Raw genomic sequence first — 23,556 nt, 5'->3', positions numbered from 1 at the left:
TATACGAAACTAACATAAAAATGCAAAACAGAGTAACAACAATTGATGTAAATAAGAAAAAGACGATTAGTCACTTGTAAAAGAATAAGTAAACGCTCCCTTTTTTATGATTATCTGAATCAAATGATTTAGCTTTATGTTTATTTTTTTGTTTCACTCTTAATATATAGATAATGGTGAGAATTGTCCCTAAAAAACCCGCAAATAATCCAACTAATAAGCCTATTTGTGTTGCAGTCATTTACTTATACTCGTGAATACGTACACCCTTGACAACTCTATTAACCTCACCAGAAGGACAAGGGTTATCAGGATCAATATTTAAAGATAAAGATTTCATAATTGCAAATAATTGAGCAAAATAGATGTAATAAACCCCAATTCAAATTTCGTCATTCAAGTTAGTATTTATAAATAATTTAAGATTTTGATTTTTATTGATACCTTTATAATCTAACTCTAAAATTAATTTTATTCTATTTTCATTTTTTAGCTCTTCTATAAGATCTTGTTCATATTTTCTAGAGTGTGAGTTCGATGATCTCAAAACTAAAACGGCGCTTTCTTTATTTAAAATTGATTTCGGGCCATGTCTAAAACCTAAAATATCATTAAAAAATGTAGGGATTATCCCCTGTGTTAGTTCGAGGAATTTTAAACTAGACTCTTGGGCAATACCTTTCATAACACCACTTCCTAAATAAATTATTCTTTTGAATGAAAGTTCTTCTAACATATGTATATTTTGTTCGATATGATGCACAGCATCTGAATATTTGCTCAAATTATCTTCAAAGTTTTCAAAAAATAAGCTGTCAGTCATTAAAGAAAATATCAAATTGGCAGCCATCATCATTCCAGAGTAACTTGATGTCATTGCAAAACCTTTGTCATTCGACTCATCGGGCAATAGTATTAATTCGATATTTTCTAAAAAGTTCACTTGCTTTGCTAACTCTCCGTTTTTGTTACAAGTTATAATTAAATTAAAATAACTTTTCATATATTTGTTCATTACATCAAGTGAAGCAACCGATTCTGGGGAATTACCGCTTCTAGCAAACGAAACTAAAACCACTTTTTCATTTTTACGTACGTAATATTTTGGGTTTAAAATTAACTCTGTTGATGAAACAGATATTATATTCAAACCTTTACTATATCAATAAGGTTGGATTGCATTTCCTATGAATTCACTGGTTCCTGCCCCTACCAATAGGATTTTGTAATTCTTATATTTTTGGGCAAATTCTTTATAGTGATTAATATTATTTACGAAGGTTTCGTAAATTTTTTTAAATATGATGGGTTGTTGGCGTATTTCTTTTATTGTTTCTATATTTTCAAAACTAATCATTATTCTCCCTCTTCGCTAAAAGAAGTTTATCTTTTAGCAATTCTTTCATTTGTTCGCTACAATTGTCTGTAATTATATATTTAATACTATTGATATTAGTTATTTTATTAGCACCAATATTTATGAACTTTGAAGAATCTATTAGTAAATAAGAACTTTGACAATTATTCATGGCTTTTAAAATCACATCGATTTCAGGGTCAAAATCATCATATACATTTCCTTTATCATCAATACTTAAGGCACTAAAAAACGTCTTTGAAAGGCGCATCTCATTAAAATGATTTGCTTGATTTTTCGAGGAAAAGACTTGACTTTTCTCTCTAAAAAGTCCACCTAATAAAACTACATCTTTAATAAAGCGATTTTTTCTGGACTCATTAAAAACAGTTAATGAGTTAGTAACTACCATCTTAATAGTTTTTTTTATCTTAGAGACAAACTTTTCCATTGTAGTACCTGCTGAACAAAAAATAATGTCTTGATCACACAATAGTTTTACAGCGGTTTTTGCAATCAAGCATTTTTTATCTATCTCGATAGTTAATTTTTTAACCCTGCTTTCTTCAAAGTCATCATTAATTTTTAACGATATTCCTCCAAAAGATAAACTAATAGCTTCTTCAAGTTCTAACTCCTTAAGGTCTCTCCTCGCTGTAGTTTCATTAATTCCTAGTTCATTAGCAAACTTAATAAAATCTCTAGATGTTATAAATTTTGATTTTTTAAGTTTTTCTAGAAACAATTCCTTTCTTTTAATTTTGTGCATAATATCCTCCCATTGCCTATTTTATATCAATATGGAATAATTTGGAGAATATTGAAATAATTTATTCAAATTTTGGAATTTTTTATACTAGCGCACTACTCTTATTTTTATTTGATCGGTTTGTTTTAAAATAGTACTAATTTTTTCTTTTGTAATACTATGTTTTCAAATTATAATTGCATTGCCAACTAATAATGAGCTCTTGAGTGCTGATTCGAAATCATTAGTTTTAATAAATGTATCTAAGAATCCTGCCAAAACTCCATAATTAAGATCAATAACTTCTTTATTTTGTAAATTAAGATTTTCAAAAGAGGCCTCTAAGATATTTTGGTTATTTGCTAAGATGAGATTGTTATTTTTACATACTAAAATATTTTCTATCCCTTTATTAAGTAAAACGGACATAGAAATAATTAAATCATTTTGATTGTTTATTTTTTTTCCCATTGTTAATTCAAGTTCTTCAATGTTTGTTTTGTATAAAAAAACTTTGTTTCCCAATAATTTTCTTAAGGGTTCACCAAAAACATCTGTCACAAATCTCGCTTTATTAATGTTAGCAATTTCGCAAATATCTCTTATGATAGAATTATCTACATTTGGTGGAACTGTTCCAGTAGAAACTACAATGTCGTTTTCTTGCAAAACATCATAAAAATATGATTTCATCTTTCTGAGTTCAAGTTGGGATACAGGAGCACCAAAGGTGTTACATTCAGTTATATCATTATCCGCCAACTTAACACTTATTCTAATATCTCCCTTCGCTTGAAATCATTTTAAGTTCATATTCTCTTTTTCCATTTCATTCTTAAAAAGTGATCCAAAATGAGGAGGAATGAACAATATAGGTATAACATCTCAATCCATCTTCTTAAATATTCTTCCGATATGAAGAACTTTAGTAAATGGCTTCATTTTAGATTTATAAGATTGATTTTTTTTATGTTTAACTAACTCATCGAAATATAGTTTGTATTCAATTGAAGGGTTTAGGGAAGTAATGTAAATTTTTTTCTCCATTTTCAATGTGAAATTTTAACACCAAAAAAAGTTTGGTAGATTAAAATAATCATTTCCTTTCATTATTTCTGCTTAAAAATTATAGTCTTTATAAACATTAGTTTTCATAGATATATATTTTACCTTCAAAAGGTTAATTGTCAATAAAAAAGAGTAAAAAATCTATTTTACTCATTTTTTGCAATTATTATATTATTTAAATCAAACTTGGGTGCTTTTTCACTAATTATAGTTGTGTTTTCCTGAGTAACCACTTTGACACTATTTTTTTTACCATATTTACTAGAATCACAAAGAATGAAAGCTTTTTTTGAACATTTGATTACTTTTTCTTTTATCATAGCTTCTTCTATGTTAGTGGTGTACATTCCCTCTTTGTCAACATTATTGATACCAATAAATGCCTTATCAAAATAAAAGTTTTCTAAAAACTTCAAAGATAAAACACCTGCAGTAGCATGGGTTGATGGGATTATTGTTCCACCAACTAAACAAACTTCAATATCTTGCTCCATTAGTTCCAGTGCTATTGAGTACCCGTTAGTTACTATTTTTATATCCTTATCTGCTAAATATTTTATTAATTTTTTTGTGCTTGTTCCTGTATCTAAAAAAATATAATCTTTCTCTTCAACTAAGTCTGCAGCTGTTTTAGCTATCAAATCTTTTTCAAAACTATTTAAATTTATTTTTTCCTCATCAAAAGATTCTCTATTAGTTTTATGTTCAAATATAGACTTAGCGCCACCATAAACTTTTATAACTCTGTTTTCCTTATCTAGTGAATTTATGTCGCTTATTATAGTTTGAATAGTTGAATCAGTTAATCTAGCAAGTTCATTATTTTTTACAAAGCCCCTTGTGTCTACTAATTCTAATATCTTAGCTCATCTCTCTTCTTTTAACATTCAAATTCTCCTCGTTGTTATTTATTAAAAAAGTTTAAAAAAGTTTAAAAAAGTTTAAAACAATGTAAAATACTTATGTGTATAGTTTATCACAAAAGGAGGTATCAATTATGAAAGCCAAATTAAAATTAGAACTAGCAAAAGCAAAAAGAGAAGGCTACGCAGTTCCAGCCTTTAACTTTGATAACCTCGAGATGATGAAAGGAATTATTGAAGCTTCAGAGGAAGAAAAATCACCTGTAATATTGATGGTTACTGAAAGTGCAGCTAAATATATCGGAATTGAGAATGTATTTGCTCTTTCATTAAAAGCAGCAGAAGAAGCTCGAATACCAGTTGTGTTACATTGAGATCATGGCTTCGATATTAATTTAATTAAACGAGCATGTGATGTGGGTTTTTCAAGTGTGATGCTAGACGCATCACTTAAACCGTTCGAAGAGAATGTAAAGGAAACAAAGGAAGTTGTTGAATATGCAAGAACTAGAGATGTGGATGTTGAGTCAGAAATTGGCCATGTTGGTGGAAAAGAAGATGATAGAGATACATCAAATAAAAAATATACTTCTTTAGAAGATGCAATTGCCTTTGAAAATAAGACTCAAATAGATGCACTCGCGATAGCGATAGGAACAAGTCACGGTTTAAACAAGAGTAAAATCGAACTACAATTTCAGCTACTAAAAGAATTAAGCGAAAAAATAAAGGCACCTCTTGTATTACATGGGGCAAGCCAAGTTTCATTGAGCGACCTACAAAAAGCAATCAGTTTGGGTATAACTAAAATAAATATTGGTACAGATCTAAAAATTGCTGCTTGTAATGGAATCAGAAGTTGATTAACAGATCACCCTAATGAGTATGACGCTCGTAAGTATGGTAGATCTTCAATCGATGAGGTCAAAAATGAAGTGAGAAAAAAAATTAGAGCCTTCGGCTCTAACAATCGATATAAATAAAAACACACTACAATTCTAAACAATGTTTTAGACAAACAAAGTAAATAATATTTTACTTTGTTTTTGTATTATTATATTTTGATGCAAAATTTAGTGTTCTAGTGGTATAGTCCTTATAATTATTAACAATAGACTGACTATGTTTGGCATTATCATATATAATCAAGTTCTCTTTATTGTTATCGAAAAGACTTTTTTTATAATGCATAACTACCGAATTATCATACATAATGAAGTCGTCTATTTTACCATGAATATATAATATTGGTAAATCTTTGATTTTTTCATATCCTCAAAATAAGTTAACTTCTTTTATGTTAGTTTTACTATGTAGTCTAAATAAAAAATTAATTCATAATGTACCTAATCATCAAGGTAATTTAGTATATTTTTGTAAAAAGAATCTAATTTGTGGAATTGCTTGCATAAATGGGCAATCAGCAATAATTCAATCAACTTTATTTTTTAGATAATAGTTTTTAGCAAACATAAGCGATGTTGTCGCTCCCATACTAACCCCTAAAATTCCTATTTTACTTGTTTTTTTAGTCTTTTTAATTCACTCTACTAACACATCAAGAATTTTTGAATTAGTTAAACCAAAATCTGATTTCTTTCCATATGTTTTCCCATGTGCATAGGCATCGAAAGTTAATATATTATAACCCTCTTTATAAAAATGAAATACATTTCTTACACCAATATATTTATTTCGTTTAAAACCATGAACACCGATAACTCATTTATCGCTGTTCTCGTGTTCCATCGTTAGAACACTAATTTTTTCTTCTTCATTTCCTATAAAAAACTCTTTGTAAGAATTTTCATTAATATTATATTTTGGCATTTTTTTGACTTGACCATCATATTCTAAGTCACTAAGGGTATTTAACTCTTGACCCCCTTTTCCAATTCCGCTTCTTTTATATTTGAACAAATATGGAACAAAGGCTATTGAAAAGATTGTAACAAAGATAATCACAATAGGAAAAAAAATTAAAGTACAAGATAAAGCAAATCAGTTGTATTGATATTTTCTTAATTTTTTGTAACTTTTTTTATAAGACATTTTAATAACCTCTTTTATATATTAATTAATTATATTACAAATTGGTACAATTGCTACATTGAACAGGACCCGTATTATATTTTAAAAAAAAATTACCGAAGTAATTTTTTTAAACAGTATGAACTTTTATGTTTTCTGATCTTACGATTAAAATTTCTTCGCCTTTTTTGGCACCTCATGATCTGGCAATCTCGCTTAAAAGGCTTGGGTTTGCCACTGCTTCATCAATGTTTTCTACTCTATTCATAAAAATTGAATGTCATGAACCAAACGCTGTTCATAATTTTTCATTTTCACAAATACCTAGAATAGTAACATTCGGTCTAAACTTAGAAATGGTTTTCAATAATTCTCCAGTTCTAGATAAGACAATTGCAAACTCATACTTACCATTTCGAGTAATATTAGCTAATTCATCTGCGATTTTTGCTCTTGGTCCTTGAGTTGTACTTCTTGCAATTTCTAAAGCTCTATCGTAATAAACTTTTCCATAATAACCAAGCTCAGCACGTTTATTAATTGTTGCCATAGTTTCAGTTGTAATAAAAGGATAGATACCAGCTGCTGATTCTCCACTCAACATTGTGGCATCTGTACCTAGTTCAGTAGCATAATAAACATCGGTAACTTCGGCTCTTGTTGGTTGTGGGTTATCAGTCATTGATTCTAACATTTGAGTAGCGACTATCACAAGCTTTCCTTTTTCACGACATTTTCTAATCATTTGTTTTTCTCAATAAGGAACTTCGTAATAAGGTATTTCTAAACCAAGGTCTCCCCTAGCTACCATTATCCCGTCACTTGCATCAATGATTTCATCGATATTAAAAATCCCAATTTTTGATTCTATTTTTGAAATAATTTGAATATGTTCGGCATTTTCTTCTTTAAGTATTTTTCTTATATCATTTACATTTTCTGGTGTGTTTACAAAACTTGCTGCAATATAGTCTATTCCTAAATTTGCCCCAAATCTTATGTCAGAAATATCTTTATCACTTAAAAATGGTAATGAGAAATCTACACCTGGTAAATTTATACGCTTATTTGTCTTAATTACATGAGAATTGAAAGCTCGACAATTTACGATTCCAGGTTCAACATTCAAAACATTTAATGTTAACTTCCCATCATCTACTAAAATAATGTCACCAGACTTCAAATCAATACTCATATCATAAGAAACAGTCATTTCTCCAGCTTTACATTCTCTTGTTTTGAATTCATTTTCAGTAGTATAAATTCGAATATCAGTTCCAGCTTTTATTTTTTGTGATCCTTCAACCATTCTTCCTACTCTAATTTCAGGACCTTTGGTGTCTAGTAATATTGAAATTGGTTTGTCTAATTCTTCGCGCAATTCTTTTGCTGCATTGATTTTTAAAATGTGTTCATCTTGACTTCCGTGTGAGAAGTTAAGTCTAACAACGTTCATACCACATTCAAATAACTTTCTCATGTCGTCTTTTGTTCCTGTGCTAGGACCTATTGTTGTTACTATTTTAGTTCTTTTAATTTTACTTTTTAGTTTGCTAGGTTCATAAAACTCTATATTTTTTGTATTCATTTTTTATTTCCTCGCTATAATTTATATTGCTTTATTTATTTGTCTTATTTTTTGATAATCTTCAGTTTTATCTACTTTTGGCATATTTAAGGTTGACTCAATATTTCTAGCTACTAATTTATTTTCACTCATTCCGATATATAAACCACCTTTACCTGCAACTAACTGATCTACTGCAAAGATACCTGCATTAGTTGCTAAATATCTATCCATTGCAGATGGAACTCCACCTCTTTGTACGTGTCCTAATACTGTCGCTCTTGTTACATATCCTGTTGCTTTCTCTATTTTTTCAGCCAACATGTGAACATCTTTGTAAACTTTTTCTGCTACAGCCACTATTACGCTTCTTTTTTTCTTCTTTGCTAAATCCAGTACTTGATTAATGACTTCTTCTTCAGTCAAAGTACTTTCTGTTGTTGAAAAAACTTCTGCACCCGTTGCTGTTGCGGCAAATAAAGTTAAATCACCACATCCATTTCCCATTATTTCAACAACACTACATCTATTGTGTGATTGCATTGTATCTCTAATGGCATCAATAGACCTTACAACTGTGTTCAAAGCAGTATCAAATCCAATTGTAAAGTCAGAAGAAACGATATCATTATCTATGGTACCTGGCAATCCTATGCAATTTATACCCATTTTAGTAAGTTTTTCTGCACCTTGGTAACTACCATCTCCACCAATAACTACTAAAGCTTCAATACCTTTGTTTTTAAGATTTTCTACAGCTTTAGCTCTAACGTTTTCTTCTTTAAATTCAGGTAATCTGGCAGAACCAATTACGGTACCACCTTTGGCGATAATATTGTCTGCGAATTCAAGGTCTACTTTTTCGATCCAATTTTCAACCAAGCCTTTATAACCGTCTTTTATTACATAAGGCTCGATCCCTTTGGCAATTGACGACTTAATTACTGCTGCAATTGCAGCATTCATTCCCGGAGCGTCACCTCCAGAAGTTAAAACTCCGATTTTTTTAATCATTATTTTGCCTCCATATTCTCTAACATTATATAACTTTTTGTTCTTTGTGGCCTAAAATTTTGTTTAAAAAAATGATAACTAACGTTATCATTTTCAATCTTCAAGTTTTTCAATATCACATACGGCTACATAAGGCAAGTTACGCAATCTTTCTTGATAGTCCAGTCCATATCCTATTAAAAATTGATTTTCTACTTCAAAACCAAACCAATCGGGTTTTATGTCGATTTTTCTTCCTTCGGGTTTATCTAACAGACAAACTATTTTAACTTCTTTTGCCCCTTTAAGAGACAAATATTGTTTTATATAATTTAATGTGATTCCAGAATCAACTATGTCCTCTACTATCAAGACATGTTTATCTTTTAAAGATAAGTTCAAATCTAGGTTAATTTTAGGTTCGCCAGAGGTTTTGGTTCCCCCTAAATAAGATGACACCGCCATATACTCACTTTGACATTGAAAGTCGAAATACTTCATAAATGTTGATAAAAAAGGAACACAGCCTTTTAATAAACCAATCAAAATAACAGTGTTTTCCTTAACTTTTGAGTTTTTATAATAATTAGTAATCTCTTCTCCTAATTGCTTTGTCCTAGCTTCAATTTGTTCATTTGTAAATATTATTTTTTTTACTAATGGATGCTTCATTTGTACCTCCAAAATACTTATTTATTATACTACTTATTTTGTTGCAAGAAAGTCTCTAAGATAAGTTTTGCGGCGATTTGATCTTTATTTACCTTTTGCTTTTTCCTTGATAAATTAGCTTCAATCATCAAGGCTTTTGCCATCCTTGTTGTTAGCCTTTCATCAATCAGTACAATTTTGTCTTTTTGGATACCGCCTTCTTCTACTAAGGTATCAATGAATAAGTCTACCATTTCAACTCTGTGACCTAAACTTCCGTTCATATTTTTAGGATAACCTATTATTATTTTTTCAAAGTGTTCTTGATTTACAATTTTCATAAATTGTTCAACCGCTTCTGAAAAGTCATCCTCTTTAAATCTTATAGTAGAGTGGACATTTGCAAAATACCCTTCACTATATGCTACACCAATAGTCTTACTCCCAACATCCAAACCATAAAACTTAGCCATTTTTTCTAAACCTCTTTTTAAAACTTTCAATTATTAAAGGGGTAGTATAAAAATAAATCAAGACTAGCCCTATTGAGAATAAAGTATCAGTTGCGAAGTGAGCTAAAATCAGAATTCTTGAAATAGCAACAAGTATGGTAACAAATATTATTCCAACATAAAAAATTTTATATATATTTTTTTGTTTTTTTGTTTTTTTGTTTAAATAAAACAGTAATCCCATTAATGATAATGTTGATTGCGTATGACCTGAAGGAAAACTATTACCTCTTGAAGCACCAAAATAAACTTCGAATACATACTTAAAAGAAATGAAAGGATCTTCTTTTTCAAATATTTGATAAGGTCTTGGTCTTCCAAAGAAATATTTAAGAAATTGAACAGTAACGAATGATAGGAATAAAAAAACAACTAAATGTGTAGTTTTTCGAGACATATTAAACAAAAAATAATTGTCTTTATGCAGTTTCTTTCTAAATACTATTATGTTTATTATTAGTATAAATGTGAATATTATTAAGTACATAATTGAAGTGGCAAATACTTCTATTAAGATTTTTTCGTCAAACTTGTTGTTGAATCAACTTTTGTCAATGCTATATGATAATAATCCTAAAATCACTATCAAATGAAAAATAACAAAGATAGTTTTACCCCAACTTTTGCTAATAGGATAGTAATTCAAAAAACATAAAATAGAAACGAACAAAGTTAAGTAAATCGGTATTGCGATAATAGTTTTCCCAACAACATCAAACGAATACTTAAATCAATTTCATTGAGAATAAATATTAGTCTTTATAATCTCAGCAATTTTAAAATCATAAATTCCTAAGGTAATAAAAAATGGTATAAAGATACCCACACCCAAAACCCAGTACACAACTTTTTTATTTATTTCTTTTTTTAACTTCAAAATTATCACCATTTAAATTGTAACCTAATTATAGGAACTTTTATATACCGAATCTTTTAATAAAGAATTTTCTGTCATTGATAGTTAAATACCAATAGAGTTCAGGCGAAAAAAACTCCGCACATTTTTGTGCGGAGCTAAATTAACATACTACTTTACTAGTTGTTTAAGTATTTTATTTTGTTAAGTTATAGAAAGATTTCATTCCATCATATATTGCAGCATCACCAAGTTCTGCTTCAATTTCTAACAACCTATTATATTTAGCGATTCTATCAGATCTTGACATTGAACCTGTTTTAATTTGACCTGTATTTAATGCAACTGCTAAATCGGCAATTGTTGTATCTTCAGTTTCACCAGAACGGTGTGAAGTAACTGCTGTTCAACCTGCTTTTTGCGCCATTTGAATTGTTTCAATTGTTTCAGTTAATGAACCTATTTGATTTAGTTTAATTAAAACTGAATTAGCGGCTCTTTTTTCAATTCCTTCAGCAGTTATTTTAGGATTTGTTACAAATAAGTCGTCACCAACGATTTGAATTTTATGTCCCATAGTTTTAACTTGTTTTTGGAATCCTTCTCAATCAGACTCTGCTAAACCATCTTCTATTGAAATTATTGGGTAAGTATCCACAAGTTTATCTAGGTAAGCAATCATTTCGTCAGTAGTCATTGCTCATTCTTTACCTGTAACTTTTTCAATTTTTTTGAAGTGGTATTTACCATCAATGTATAATTCTGAGTTCGCACAATCCATTGCGATCATAATTCCTTCTTTTCCAGTTTTATATCCTGCTTTTTCTATTGCTTCTACTAAAAGATCTAAAGCAACCTCAGCAGGTGTTTTACTTTTGAAAGCTTCTAATGATTCTTCTGGATAAGCTCATGCAAAGTTTGGAGCAAATCCCCCTTCATCACCAACTGCAGTAATATCATTTTTTTCGTGTAGTAATGATTTTAATGCTTGGAAAGTTTCTGAAGCTCATCTTAATGCTTCACTAAATGTTGGTGCCCCAACAGGCATTACCATAAATTCTTGGAAGTCGATTGCACTGTCAGCGTGTTCACCACCGTTTATTACGTTTAACATTGGAACAGGTAATCTTCTTGCGTTAACTCCACCAATGTATCTGTATAGAGGCAATTCTAATTCAGAAGCAGCTGCTTTTGCAACCGCAAGAGAAACTCCAAGAATTGCATTGGCTCCCAAGTTTTTCTTAAAGTCATCACCATCTAATTTACACATTGCATTATCAATTGCTATTTGGTCTGTAACTTCCATACCTATAATTTCGTTTGCTATTTTTTTATTTACATTGTCAACGGCCTTTAAAACACCTTTTCCATTGTAGCGTTTTTTATCTCCATCTCTTAATTCTAATGCTTCTCTTGAACCAGTTGATGCACCTGATGGTACCTTAGCTGATCCAAATCCACCAAATTCTGTTGTTACATCAACTTGAACTGTTGGAAATCCACGTGAGTCTAATACTTCACGTGCAACTATATTAACTATTTTTGACATATTTTTTTCTCCTTACCTTTTTATAATAACCCTAAAAAATACTGAAATGAAAAGATTTTTGTGAGAATCATTAGAATATTTTTCAGAATTCTTATAAAAAATAGAAAAATCCCCTAGTGAGGATCGTTTCTATGTTGTTTTCTTTCGTTTTCTGATAGTCATTTTTTTCTTAATCTAATGTCATCTGGGGTAACTTCAACTAATTCGTCTCACTCAATAAATTCAAGCGCTTCTTCAAGAGTGAATTTTTTTGGTGGAGTTAACTTAACAGAATCATCACTTCCTGATGCTCTTGTATTTGTTAGTTTTTTTCCTGTTGTAGGATTAACATTAAGGTCATTATCTCTTGAGTGAAGACCAACAATCATTCCATCGTATACCTCTACTTGTGGTCCGACAAACAATATACCTCTTTCTTCCAAGTTATTCAATGCATAAGGTAATGTTACACCATTGGCCATTGAAACTAATGTACCATTAACTCTTCCCTCGATTTTTCCTTTATATGGTTCATACCCCATTAAAGATTTAACCATAACACCTTCTCCTCTAGTGTCATTTGTAAATTCAGATTTAAAACCTATTAGACCTCTTGTTGGAACTATGTAAGTTACTTTATCTCTAACTCCATCACTGTCCATGTCTACCATTAAACCTTTTCTGATATTCAATTTATTTATTACTGTTCCAGCGTATTCAGTTGGTACATCAATTATTACCTTTTCCATAGGTTCAAGTTTGTTTCCATTTTCGTCTTTTCTAAAAACAACTTCTGGTCTTGAGATACCTAGTTCAAAACCTTCTCTTCTCATAGTTTCGATTAAGACTGATAAGTGAAGTTCACCTCTACCCAAAACTTTAAACCCATCAGCAGATGAATCACTTAGTGGTTCAACCCTTAAACCAACGTTGACTTCAAGTTCTTTATCTAATCTTTCTTTTATGTTTCTAGTTGTAACATATTTACCAACTCGTCCAGCAAAAGGTGAAGTATTTACTAAGAAATTCATACTCATTGTAGGTTCTTCAATGATGATTGGTGGAAGAGGAACAATGTTATTAGGGTCACAGATAGTATCACCAATGGTCAAATCACTTATACCCGAAACAACAACTATTTCTCCAGCTTGCGCTTCTTTAACAGCAACTCTTTTCATTCCTTGATATATAAATAAACCTGATAGTTTACCTTTTATAACTGATCCATCGTTTTTTGATATTGATACTTGTTGTCCTTCTTTGAGTACTCCTTTGAAAAGTCTTCCAATTCCCAATCTCCCAATAAATGAGTCATAAGCAAGAGAAGAAATTTGCAATTGCACCGGTTCTTGACTAAGTTCTAAGGGATAATTACCTACTTGTTTGATAATAGTTTCAAACAATGGAGATAAATCTTCACTAGGTTCATCCAATGAATATTGCACTTTTCCTTCTCTAGCAACTCCAAATAAAGTTGGGAATTCAATTTGCTCATCATTTGCATTTAGTTCCATAAACAACTCTAGAACTTCATCAACAACTTCCATAGCTCTTTGATCTTTTTTATCTATCTTATTAATTAATAAAATTGGTCTTAAACCAAGTTCTAATGCTTTTGATAAGACAAATCTTGTTTGTGGCATTGGACCTTCTGCTGAGTCTACTAACAAAATTACTGTATCAACAGTTTTCATAATTCTTTCAACTTCACTAGAAAAATCGGCATGACCTGGTGTATCCACAATATTAATTTTGTATTCATTATATTCAATAGCACAGTTTTTAGAATAAATAGTAATTCCTCGTTCTCTTTCTTGATCATTACTGTCCATAACTTGCTCTTTAACTTCTTCGTTTGCTCTAAATACTCCTGATTGACTTAAGAAAGCATCAACCAAGGTTGATTTACCTGCGTCTACATGGGCAATAACAGCAATGTTTATAATTTTTTTATTCATAATCTGGTTCTCCTAAAAATCGTATAACAAAAAAATCATATCAAATTATGTGCAACTAATATATACAAAACTTGATTATTTTACAAATAAATTCTATATATTTGCCGCTTCATAAACACTGATATCCTTAATTAATATTTTTATAAACTCAATAAGTCTTTCGGCTTCGCTTGAAATTAAACTTGTGTGTAAATAAATACTTTGACCTTCGATAAAGTTCAAAAAAGCTAATTTATCTAGCTTTGAAGGTAACTTATTGAAAAGTAACTTTATGTAATAAATAAATAATAAGCCTGCTACATTTCTAAACTTTTTTTCAACTTCTTCTAAGATGTTGGCTTTTAGTTTAGATATTTTTTCTTCTTGTCTTGCAAAAAGCAATTCTAGATCACTATCACTTAATATACTGTATAATTTATAATCTTCATTGATTATTGAAAATCCATTATTAACTTCCCTTTGGCTTATATAGTTTTCAAACAGTGTAGAAAAGAAAATAGAGTCTTCTTTGCAACAAAACGGAAATTTCAGATGTTTTCTCATATCAAGACTCCTAGTGTTTAGTTTTTCAACGTTTTATAAAATATTTCCAATGATTGATCCGTCAACATTTGTGTTTCGGTTAGCCTCATATCATCTTCTTCGATAAGTGGTTTATATTCTTCGATTATACAATTTGTATTTTTTTCTTCAACTAAAATTATTTTTTCTCTTAAAAGTAAACCAAAGTAGAATTTAGTTGAGTAATATATTGCAAAATTATATAAGACAACTTCGTGGTCACTTTCAAACTCTGAGTTACCGTCACTATCATCCTCAAGGTCATCAAGTAAGTCACTTATTAAGTCATTTATTTTGTAATTTTCTTTGATAACTTTTTTAAAATCTTTTATACCTTTTATACCTTCCATAGTTCTAGAAATTTCGCCTGTTTTTGTTACATAACGAGATGGAACTTTGATATCTTTTAACTCTTCTTTGAATCCTTTAATTAATAAATCAAAATATTGTTTGAATGAGTAATCAAAGAGACGCAACTCTTTTTGTTGATTTTTTTTAGTTTCTATATAATAATCTCTTGTTATGCCATAAATATATTCATAATCTGTAAACGTATCGCATATCGACATCATTCTCAAGAGACAACTAAGGCTATCACGGTCAACTTCAGCTTTATTTTCTACCTCTATTTGTTCAAATGCTGTTTCTATATAATTTCTAAACATTGCCACATCTTTATATTTGAATCAATTTTTTTGTATGGCTTGTAAAAACTTATTATCTTCTCCGAAGAGAGACAATAATATAAAAACTTCTTTATTTATAGTTTCATAAGGAATGAAACTATAATATTCCCACTCTCTATAACTCATAACTTTAATCCTTTCAATAAGTAATTATGTAAACACAATAACTTATATACACTGTTAATATGGTTCATAAGTTGAATATCATATTATCAGCAAGGTCATTTTAAATAAATTATTATGAAAATTTACTTAGTAAACTTTTTATAGTTGCTTTGATAAACATAGTACCTATTTTATAACCAATAATAAATTACTCACTCTATTATATATTTTTTGACCAACAATTTATTAGTTTTAAATTGTATTTATAAAGTTAAAAAAAAATTTTCTTGCGGAATTTATCAAAATGAAAATTTAGATATATTTTTTTATTAATTGAATTATCATCCATAATACATTTAATTAAATTTCTAATTACATTAAAAAATATCGTATTTTTCGTAGTAATGCTCAATTATAGTTTTGAACATATTAATTTTTTTCATTTCATTAGCTGCGCTTGGGTCAGGATTAACATCTGGATGGTATTTTTTTGCAAGTTTTCTATAAATTCTTTTAAACTCGTTTGGAGGGTCCATTTTCGACAAATCAAAATAAGCAAAAGCATCATTAACTTCGTCATTGAAAACCATTGTTTTTGTTTTTTCAAAAAAGTCTTCAAAATTTTCTTCTTCTGGTTCTTCATAAGTATAGGTAGATGAACTCGTCTTGCCGTATTCTTTTTGAAAAACAAATGTTTCTAAAGTCAAATCAATCACCTGATCCAACATTCTGCTTCAATGATATGTGAAATCTTGACCTAATTCCAAAACTTCCTCTATCAATAAGTGATGCCTATATGGAGAGACTTCAATACCTTCTAAAAGTATTAAGATTTTTTCAATTATCCCTTCATAAGCATCAAGTGTGGTTCTTTGCATTACATCAAATACCCTAAGTATGTTATTATCGTTCAAATCATTATTGGCGAATGTATAATTAAAAACCTTTCAAAATCTAAGAGTAACATAATAATTGAATTTTGAAAGAGATGTTATACCAAGAGTAGCTCCAAATACTCCAACTTTTTGTTTTAGAAAGTCGAAAACGTTTTTGAAGAGACTGGTTGCTGGATATGAAAAAAAGCTCTCTGAAATTGAGTATTTCTTGAAATCTCATTTGAAACCATTTTCCTTAACTGTTGGTATTGTTTGAGAACTAAGAACATTTTTTAGCTCTAAATTATAATTCTCAATTAAGCCAACAAGATTTTCGACATTTCAGTGATTTACCTCTTCCAATGATCTGTTTCATTCAATAAAACTAGATTCTCCTTCCGAGAATTCATAAACAAACTTTTTTTTGGGCTTTTCTTTCTTTATTTTTTTGAAATTTTTCTTCCATACCATCGAAATATATCTCCCATCTTTATTAAATTATACTTTATAAAACATTCACTTTTAATAGTTCACTAACACTTTTATAATTTGGTAGATATTTTTCAATTAAATATCAAAAGTCTTTTGAGTGATTCTTATGTACCAAGTGACTTAACTCATGTATTACAACATAATCAATCGCAATTTGTGGATAGTGAATCAATCTTATGTTTAAAACGATTTTAGATTGCGAAGGATAACAAATTCCTCACTTACCTTTCATCTCTTTCAAGGTAAAGTTTTCAAACTCTAAGCCCATTATGGTTTTTCAATGATGAAGTCTGCTCAAAAAATAATTATATTTCTGTATAGCTAACTTTTTATACATCTTTTTAATGGTTTCTTCACTCGTTTCATATAACATAAATGAGTTGTTATCAAGAAGTTTTTTATCATTCACAAAGGTTACTTCTTTTCTTTCTCCTAATATTTTGACAAAACTTGGGTGTTCTATTTGTATGTTTCTATGATTTTTGTTTAACTCAATAATCTTCATGATTTTTGAGATATTTTTATATATTAAATGTTCAATTTCTCAATCATGAGCACCTAATGGGGCAGAAATGATTATTTGTTCATTTTCTATTTTAAGTCTAATGTATTTTTGTTGACGCAAAACCAAATAATATGCTATTTTTTCACCTTTATAACTTAGTATTTTTTTTAGCTTTGCCATTCTTTTTATTAAGCTTATAAGTTGCCTTTAAAGCATCTTCCTTTTCATATTGTTTGATTTTTCGCTCAACCTCTTCTTCTTTCATTTTGATTTTTAGTTCTTTCAAATCTTTATTCAAAGAAGCAGAATCATATTGCCCAAACTCAAGTCTACCTTCTAAAACTTGATTAACAATACTTCTATCGTTAATATCAGACTTGAATAATTCATTAAAATCTAGTTTTCTTCTTCTAATCAGATCTGCTTCTATAGCTGTATATATTCCAAAAAATAGTAATACAGCTTGTATACATTGGAAAAATATCATCCATCCATTTCATGGTGAGAAATTCTCTTTTGCGGCACTTCAATATTTATCGCTCGGATTTATAAAACCATTACCAATACCCTCGGAAGGTTTGTGAGGTAAAAAATCGATAGAAAATCAAATTATGTATATCGATACAGTTGACAAAATTGACCAAAAAAAGAATCTAAAAGCTAAATACGCTCTCTTACCATAGGTTTTTTTCTTGAAGAATGGTTTATAAACAAATAAATAAATTAAGAGAAAACTAACAAATCATATCGACGGAGTGATAATTCATATTAACAAAGAGGCAAGTTTCTCTACATCATTTGTAATTATATATTCTCCATCTACGATAGATATTTTCGCAAATAATACCATAACAACATACTTAAATAGTGGTTTAACACCGGGGTCATAATAGAAGATAAGTGCGAAAAAGATTGGAACAATAATTCAATAAGCGATCATACAAAGCCTGAATAAATAAACAAAAGTTATTGTGATACTTTTTGTAGGTTTATATCTAATTGCTTTTTTTTCATTTTTCTTGGCAAGTTTTTTTTCTTTTTTTACTTGCTTTGAATTTTTTAAGTTCAGATTTAGTGCATTTTCCATAATCATTACTCCCATCTATTTTTTCTACAACTTTAAAAAAAGAATTTGGGTTGTTTGCCAAATTCTTTTAATGCTTGTCGCTTTCTTCACGAACTCTTCTAGAAATAAACTTGTATCCATCTGATAAAGGATCTTTTCTAGCTAAAGAAGTTGAACTAATACTTTCATAATCGTCATTTTTAAAACTGTCTCAAATGACGTCATCTTCGTAAACTTCCCTTTTAGAGATTGTGTCTTTTTTGACTTCTACTTCTTGGCTTTCTGTTAGGACAAAAGGCTCTATTTTGGGAACTTCATTTTGATTATTAATCTCAACATCCCCAAGGTCCATACCATTTAATGAACCAGTTTTTTCAATTTCTTCAATAGCTTCGTCATAACTTTTTATCAAACTAGACTTCAAGTTGTTTATTTTTGTTTTTAAATCCTCGTCGTTTTGATTTTGAACTCTTAAATTACCTTGGTCAGGGTTAGGTTGAGTAGTTTCTTGTTGTAAAAACTGTTCATTGCTAACTTTTTGACTAACAACATTGTTATCAAAATTTAAATAAATAGAGCTTGTAAGAACAACAAAGTCAACAGCAATTAAAATTATTGAGACCATAGAAAAAAATGTAGGTGCAAATGTCAATTGAAAAGCCAAAGCTAATATTAAAGCTAATAAATTAAGAAAACCAAATCATTTTAATATAATTGTGTTTTTCTTTTGTAATAAAATAATTAAAAGTGACAATATAAAATTTAATGAGCCAAATGCTAATATAAAATAAGTCAACTTTGAGATACTTGAGTTATTAACTACTAATTGAAGAGAGCTATTTATGCTAAAAAAGGGCAATAATATTACACAAAAAACTGTTGACAATAAAGTTATAACAATTTTTACTAAACTAAACTTCTTCATTCTTTATACCCTTTCTTGTTGATTTAATTATATATTTTAGTTAAGGAATAAGCAATAGCAATAAAATTCTACCTAATTAGAAGTTTAAATTATAAGGTTGTTACTTTCAATTATAAGTATATCTATCCATGATATTAGTCATCGAGTTTTAAAACTGCAATAAAAGCTTCTTGAGGAACTTCTACTGAACCAATTGCTTTCATTCTCTTCTTACCTTCTTTTTGTTTTTCTAATAATTTTTTCTTACGTGATATGTCCCCTCCATAACATTTTGCTAGAACATTTTTTCTCATTGCCTTAATGGTTTCACGTGCAATAATTTTACTTCCAATTGCCGCTTGTACTGGAACTTCAAAATTTTGACGTGGTATTATTTCTTTAAGTTTTTCAGTAAGAACTTTCCCTCTGTGATAAGCGAAATCCTTGTGGACAATAGTAGATAATGCATCTACGACTTCACTATTCAGAAGAATGTCCATTTTAACAAGTTTAGAGACTTTATAACCGATTAGTTCATAGTCAAAGGATGCATATCCTTTTGAAATTGACTTTAACTTATTGAAAAAATCAAATACAATTTCATTTAATGGCATTTCATAGAATAAAGTTCTTCGGTTGTCATCAATGTAATCTATATCTACATATATACCCCTTTTATCTTGACATAATCCCATCAAATCACCTAAATATTGGTCTGGTGTCATTATTGACACTTTTACATAAGGTTCTTCTATAGTGCTAATTTTTTGGGGATCTGGTAAGTGTGCGGGATTATCGATCTCAATAATGTTTCCGTCAGTTTGAGTAATCTTGTAAACGACTGATGGCGCAGTTGCAATCAATGTTAAGTCATATTCTCTCTCGAGCCTTTCTTGAATTACATCCATATGAAGCAATCCCAAAAATCCACATCTAAATCCAAAGCCAAGTGATTGTGAACTTTCCGCTTCATAAACAAGGCTAGCGTCACTTAAAGAGATTTTCTCAAGAGCATCTTTTAAATCTTTATATTTCGCTGTATCAATTGGGTAAATACCGCAATAAACCATTGGGTTCATTTTTTTATAGCCTGGCAATGGTTCTGTTGCGCCATTTTCTTTTGTGGTGATTGTATCACCGACATGAACATCTCTAACAGTCTTGATAGAAGCCGCTAATCAACCAACTTCACCAGCTTCAAGACTTGTTTTTTTAATTTCAAAAGGAGTTTTAACACCTAGCTCAGTTACTTCATATACAGCACCACTTTGCATCATTTTGATTTCTTGTCCTACTTTAACTGTTCCTTCAACTATTCTTATAGAAGCCATAACTCCACGGTACTTATCATAATAAGAATCAAATATTAGAGCTTTCAAAGGTTTTTTGTCATCAGCATCTAGTGGAAACGGAATAAAGTTTACTATAGCTTCTAAAACATCGCTAACATTTAGTCCTGTTTTTGCACTTATCATTGGAGCATTAGAACAATCTATACCAATAACTGATTCAATCTCTTCTTTTACCCTATCTGGTTCTGCAGCTGGTAAATCAACTTTATTTATAATTGGTATTATTTCTAGATTATTATCTATAGCTAAATAAACATTAGCAAGTGTTTGGGCTTCAATACCTTGACTAGCATCAACAACCAATAAGGCTCCTTCACATGCAGCCAAACTTCTAGATACTTCGTATGTAAAATCAACATGTCCAGGAGTGTCAATTAAATGGAATATATACTCGTTACCATCTTTTGCCTTATACCTCAACTGAATTGAATTCAATTTTATAGTGATTCCTCTTTCACGCTCTATATCCATGGAATCAAGTAATTGCGCTTGCATATCACGTTTGTCTACAGCTCCAGTTAATTCTAGAATCCTATCTGCCAAAGTTGATTTACCATGATCGATATGAGCAATTATACTAAAGTTTCTTATTTTTGATTTATCCACTATTATTGCCCCCCAATGTTTTATAACACTAATCCATTTTACTAGAAATATCTTGTTATTTGTAGATATTTTGATAATATATTTTTTTGATTTAATACCCTAAACACCTATCAATTTTTGGTAAAATTTTTTTAAAAGGAGTCACATATGAAAATAGCAATAGATATTGGTGGTACTACCATAAGAGTTGGGTTGATTCAAAATAATGTTATCGAGTCTGTACAAACATTTGAAACAAAACCAAATGATTTTAACCAATCAATTCAAGAAATTTACGAAGTAATTACTTCTTGAAAAATTGAGGAAGATATATCATTTGTAGGAATTTGTTCTCCGGGACCATTAGATATACAAACTGGTTTGATTTTAAATTCACCAAACCTTCCCGATTGAAATGGAAAAAACATTAAAGTTACTCTTGCAAAAAAATTGAATTTAGACATTAACAAAATATCAATAAATAATGATGCAAATATTGCAGCATTAGGTCAATGAGTAGTTAGAGGTAACAAAAACAACGAAAGCCTTCTATATTTCACAATTTCTACCGGTATCGGATCTGGATTCATATACAAGGGTGCAATATTTAACGGATACAAATCAATGGCTTGTGAGATTGCAAACGCAATACCTGACCTTAATAATTCAAAAGAAGATACAGATAGAGTTGGCATTGAGTATTTTGCAAGCGGAAATAATATAGTTAAGCAACTAAGTTTAAGAGGAGTTAATGTTTCATCAGCAAAACAAGCTTTTGAGCTTTTAGATGAAAATAGCAATCCAATTGTTAATGATTTTTTTAAAGAAATAGAAAATAAGTTAGTACAATTATTTGCAACTGCTATCTATTTTTTCAATCCTGAGTTGATTGTTGTGGGCGGTAGTGTTGCAGAAAATAATAAAAGATTTTTTGAAAATATATTTAAACGAACATTACGAGTAACATATGACATCAATTACCAAACTAAGTTCGAATTCTCAAAAGATTTAACAAACGCAACTCTCTTAGGATGTGTTTCACAATAAGAACCCTATATAAACATCTGAAATAAATCAACTAAAAAAATATATTTTTTATCAGGATTTATAGTAAGGTGTTTTTTTATATAGTATGAATAACAAGATAAAGACATGAAGTGTTTAAAAATCTCGTCATACATAAACGCAAAAAAATGGAAATGAATAAAAAACCTTAACTAGAAGCGTGGAACCATATGTCTTATATTCATAAAAAAATGGACAATACTTTATATGAGAAAATAAACAGAAATAAAGAGTATTTATGATCTAATATTTAAAAACAAAGAATACGAGTTTAGAAAAACATTTAGAAAACTTCAAATTGAATAAATATTTAACTAACGCTTGTAATGCAATAGAGTAATTTCAAGTCATGCCTCAAAGATTTTAAATTGACCATAGAGATTCTATATTACTATCTGTATCTCAAATTTTAGTTAGGTTATTTATTATAACAAATCCACTTGTTCTTTATTGAATCAGATTATTCATAAAATAAAAAGAACATTTTATTTATATAGATTATCAATATTCTTTACATCCTTAGACTCATCTTTGATATATTTTAAATAAATTTTTTTAGCGTCAGCTTTATTAGAATCTAAAAACTCATCATATAATATTTTTCCCTTGTTAATTAAAATCAAGTGATCAGTTATCTCTGAGAAATCCTCGATTTGATGTGTGGTAATAAAAAACGTTACTCCTTTTTTATTTAGTTCCTCCACAATTCTAACAAAATATTCTTTTGAGCCAATATCTAAATTAGCAGTTGGTTCATCCATAAAGATGTATTTTGGTTCATTGACCAATGTACCGGCAAAGATAGCTCTTTTTTTTCATCCACCACTTAGTTGTTTCAACTTTTTATTAATGTGTTCTTCTAATCCAAAAAAATCTACTAAGAAAGACAATTTTTCTTCTAACTTACTTTTATTTATCCTATGTATATTACCAATATACTCGATATATTGTCTAACCGTTAATGATAACGGGATATTATTGCTATCTGGGAAAAACGCAAAATCTCTCAAGTCTTTGTTAGACATTATCTCATTATTGTATTTAATTTCACCCTCTTTATAATTTAACTCTTTAAAAAGCGCTTTTATAGTGGTTGTTTTACCCGCTCCGTTAGGTCCGCAAAATAAGCAAACTTCTTTCTCATTTATTTTAAAGCTGATATTCTCTAAGGCTGATTTTTTATTGAATTTGTATTTTTTACTCAAGTTTTTTATTTCAATCATAACTG

At 29.4% G+C, this 23,556-nt stretch carries 22 protein-coding genes; 2 read left to right on the top strand and 20 right to left on the bottom strand.

The features are described 5' to 3' along the window. Nucleotides 1-241: 241 nt before the first annotated feature. The 4 genes from ACI2WZ_RS01035 to ACI2WZ_RS01020 all read right to left on the bottom strand — a co-directional run bounded on the left by ACI2WZ_RS01035 (nucleotide 242) and on the right by ACI2WZ_RS01020 (nucleotide 4,060). Nucleotides 242-1,357 (bottom strand): SIS domain-containing protein, encoded by a 1,116-nt coding sequence (locus ACI2WZ_RS01035; RefSeq protein WP_500244968.1) that lies wholly within the window; start codon nucleotides 1,355-1,357, stop codon nucleotides 242-244. Beyond that, entirely contained in the window at nucleotides 1,350-2,126 is a 777-nt protein-coding gene (locus ACI2WZ_RS01030; RefSeq protein WP_500244967.1) for a DeoR/GlpR family DNA-binding transcription regulator, read from the bottom strand. The genes ACI2WZ_RS01035 and ACI2WZ_RS01030 overlap by 8 nt, the downstream gene beginning before the upstream one ends. 87 nt (nucleotides 2,127-2,213) lie before the next feature. After that, nucleotides 2,214-3,152 (bottom strand): PfkB family carbohydrate kinase, encoded by a 939-nt coding sequence (locus tag ACI2WZ_RS01025; protein WP_023788966.1) that lies wholly within the window; start codon nucleotides 3,150-3,152, stop codon nucleotides 2,214-2,216. A 167-nt stretch (nucleotides 3,153-3,319) separates the two neighbouring features. Then, the gene (locus ACI2WZ_RS01020) at nucleotides 3,320-4,060 is read right to left on the bottom strand and encodes a DeoR/GlpR family DNA-binding transcription regulator (RefSeq protein ID WP_500244966.1); all 741 of its coding nucleotides are present in this window, start codon (nucleotides 4,058-4,060) and stop codon (nucleotides 3,320-3,322) included. A gap of 110 nt (nucleotides 4,061-4,170) precedes the next feature. On the opposite strand from ACI2WZ_RS01020, the gene ACI2WZ_RS01015 reads away from it, so the two are divergent. Further along, nucleotides 4,171-5,019: a class II fructose-bisphosphate aldolase gene (locus tag ACI2WZ_RS01015; protein ID WP_500244965.1), complete on the top strand. Its 849-nt coding sequence runs from the start codon at nucleotides 4,171-4,173 to the stop codon at nucleotides 5,017-5,019. 52 nt (nucleotides 5,020-5,071) lie between these two features. Here ACI2WZ_RS01015 and ACI2WZ_RS01010 read toward each other — a convergent pair whose 3' ends face one another. The 15 genes from ACI2WZ_RS01010 to lepA form a co-directional block, all read right to left on the bottom strand. Next, a complete protein-coding gene (locus ACI2WZ_RS01010) occupies nucleotides 5,072-6,088 on the bottom strand; it encodes an alpha/beta hydrolase (RefSeq protein WP_500244964.1) in 1,017 nt (338 codons plus the stop codon). A 109-nt stretch (nucleotides 6,089-6,197) separates the two neighbouring features. Further along, nucleotides 6,198-7,655: a pyruvate kinase gene (gene pyk, locus ACI2WZ_RS01005; protein ID WP_023788962.1), complete on the bottom strand. Its 1,458-nt coding sequence runs from the start codon at nucleotides 7,653-7,655 to the stop codon at nucleotides 6,198-6,200. 21 nt (nucleotides 7,656-7,676) lie between these two features. Next, nucleotides 7,677-8,648: a 6-phosphofructokinase gene (pfkA, locus tag ACI2WZ_RS01000; protein WP_500244963.1), complete on the bottom strand. Its 972-nt coding sequence runs from the start codon at nucleotides 8,646-8,648 to the stop codon at nucleotides 7,677-7,679. A gap of 84 nt (nucleotides 8,649-8,732) precedes the next feature. After that, nucleotides 8,733-9,299, bottom strand: a complete 567-nt coding sequence (hpt, locus tag ACI2WZ_RS00995; protein WP_023788960.1) for a hypoxanthine phosphoribosyltransferase — start codon at nucleotides 9,297-9,299, stop codon at nucleotides 8,733-8,735. A gap of 29 nt (nucleotides 9,300-9,328) precedes the next feature. Beyond that, on the bottom strand, nucleotides 9,329-9,751 hold the full coding sequence (ruvX, locus tag ACI2WZ_RS00990; RefSeq protein ID WP_500244962.1) for a Holliday junction resolvase RuvX: 423 nt from the start codon (nucleotides 9,749-9,751) through the stop codon (nucleotides 9,329-9,331). Next, a complete protein-coding gene (locus tag ACI2WZ_RS00985; protein ID WP_500244961.1) occupies nucleotides 9,744-10,667 on the bottom strand; it encodes a phosphatase PAP2 family protein in 924 nt (307 codons plus the stop codon). The genes ruvX and ACI2WZ_RS00985 overlap by 8 nt, the downstream gene beginning before the upstream one ends. 175 nt (nucleotides 10,668-10,842) lie before the next feature. Further along, nucleotides 10,843-12,195: a phosphopyruvate hydratase gene (eno, locus tag ACI2WZ_RS00980; RefSeq protein ID WP_023788957.1), complete on the bottom strand. Its 1,353-nt coding sequence runs from the start codon at nucleotides 12,193-12,195 to the stop codon at nucleotides 10,843-10,845. 113 nt (nucleotides 12,196-12,308) lie between these two features. Continuing rightward, nucleotides 12,309-14,135, bottom strand: a complete 1,827-nt coding sequence (gene typA, locus ACI2WZ_RS00975; protein ID WP_500245177.1) for a translational GTPase TypA — start codon at nucleotides 14,133-14,135, stop codon at nucleotides 12,309-12,311. A 90-nt stretch (nucleotides 14,136-14,225) separates the two neighbouring features. Continuing rightward, nucleotides 14,226-14,675, bottom strand: coding sequence for a hypothetical protein (locus tag ACI2WZ_RS00970; RefSeq protein WP_500244960.1), 450 nt, complete (start codon nucleotides 14,673-14,675; stop codon nucleotides 14,226-14,228). 17 nt (nucleotides 14,676-14,692) lie between these two features. Further along, nucleotides 14,693-15,505, bottom strand: coding sequence for a hypothetical protein (locus ACI2WZ_RS00965; protein ID WP_500244959.1), 813 nt, complete (start codon nucleotides 15,503-15,505; stop codon nucleotides 14,693-14,695). A 356-nt stretch (nucleotides 15,506-15,861) separates the two neighbouring features. Continuing rightward, entirely contained in the window at nucleotides 15,862-16,830 is a 969-nt protein-coding gene (locus ACI2WZ_RS00960; RefSeq protein ID WP_500244958.1) for a DnaJ domain-containing protein, read from the bottom strand. A gap of 34 nt (nucleotides 16,831-16,864) precedes the next feature. Continuing rightward, nucleotides 16,865-17,536 (bottom strand): M48 family metallopeptidase, encoded by a 672-nt coding sequence (locus tag ACI2WZ_RS00955; RefSeq protein ID WP_023788952.1) that lies wholly within the window; start codon nucleotides 17,534-17,536, stop codon nucleotides 16,865-16,867. Beyond that, a complete protein-coding gene (locus ACI2WZ_RS00950; RefSeq protein ID WP_500244957.1) occupies nucleotides 17,505-18,443 on the bottom strand; it encodes a hypothetical protein in 939 nt (312 codons plus the stop codon). Before ACI2WZ_RS00950 ends, ACI2WZ_RS00955 begins: the two co-directional genes overlap by 32 nt. A 67-nt stretch (nucleotides 18,444-18,510) precedes the next feature. Further along, nucleotides 18,511-19,347 carry a hypothetical protein gene (locus ACI2WZ_RS00945; protein ID WP_500244956.1) on the bottom strand — a complete coding sequence of 279 codons (837 nt, stop codon included), beginning with the start codon at nucleotides 19,345-19,347 and terminating at the stop codon, nucleotides 18,511-18,513. Nucleotides 19,348-19,481: 134 nt separating this feature from the next. Beyond that, complete coding sequence (gene lepA, locus ACI2WZ_RS00940) at nucleotides 19,482-21,284, bottom strand: translation elongation factor 4 (RefSeq protein ID WP_500244955.1); 1,803 nt, start codon at nucleotides 21,282-21,284, stop codon at nucleotides 19,482-19,484. Between the two features lie 147 nt (nucleotides 21,285-21,431). On the opposite strand from lepA, the gene ACI2WZ_RS00935 reads away from it, so the two are divergent. Continuing rightward, nucleotides 21,432-22,310, top strand: a complete 879-nt coding sequence (locus ACI2WZ_RS00935) for an ROK family protein (RefSeq protein ID WP_500244954.1) — start codon at nucleotides 21,432-21,434, stop codon at nucleotides 22,308-22,310. Between the two features lie 503 nt (nucleotides 22,311-22,813). Here the strand turns inward: ACI2WZ_RS00935 and ACI2WZ_RS00930 are convergent. After that, nucleotides 22,814-23,551: an ABC transporter ATP-binding protein gene (locus tag ACI2WZ_RS00930; RefSeq protein ID WP_500244953.1), complete on the bottom strand. Its 738-nt coding sequence runs from the start codon at nucleotides 23,549-23,551 to the stop codon at nucleotides 22,814-22,816. Nucleotides 23,552-23,556: the final 5 nt, after the last annotated feature.

Origin of the sequence: Spiroplasma endosymbiont of Megachile willughbiella, from assembly GCF_964273395.1 — a bacterium.
Classification (GTDB): domain Bacteria; phylum Bacillota_I; class Bacilli_A; order Mycoplasmatales; family Mycoplasmataceae; genus Spiroplasma_A; species Spiroplasma_A apis.
The sequence above is the reverse complement of the archived record's forward strand: the minus strand, read 5'-3'. Positions and strand labels throughout refer to the sequence as shown.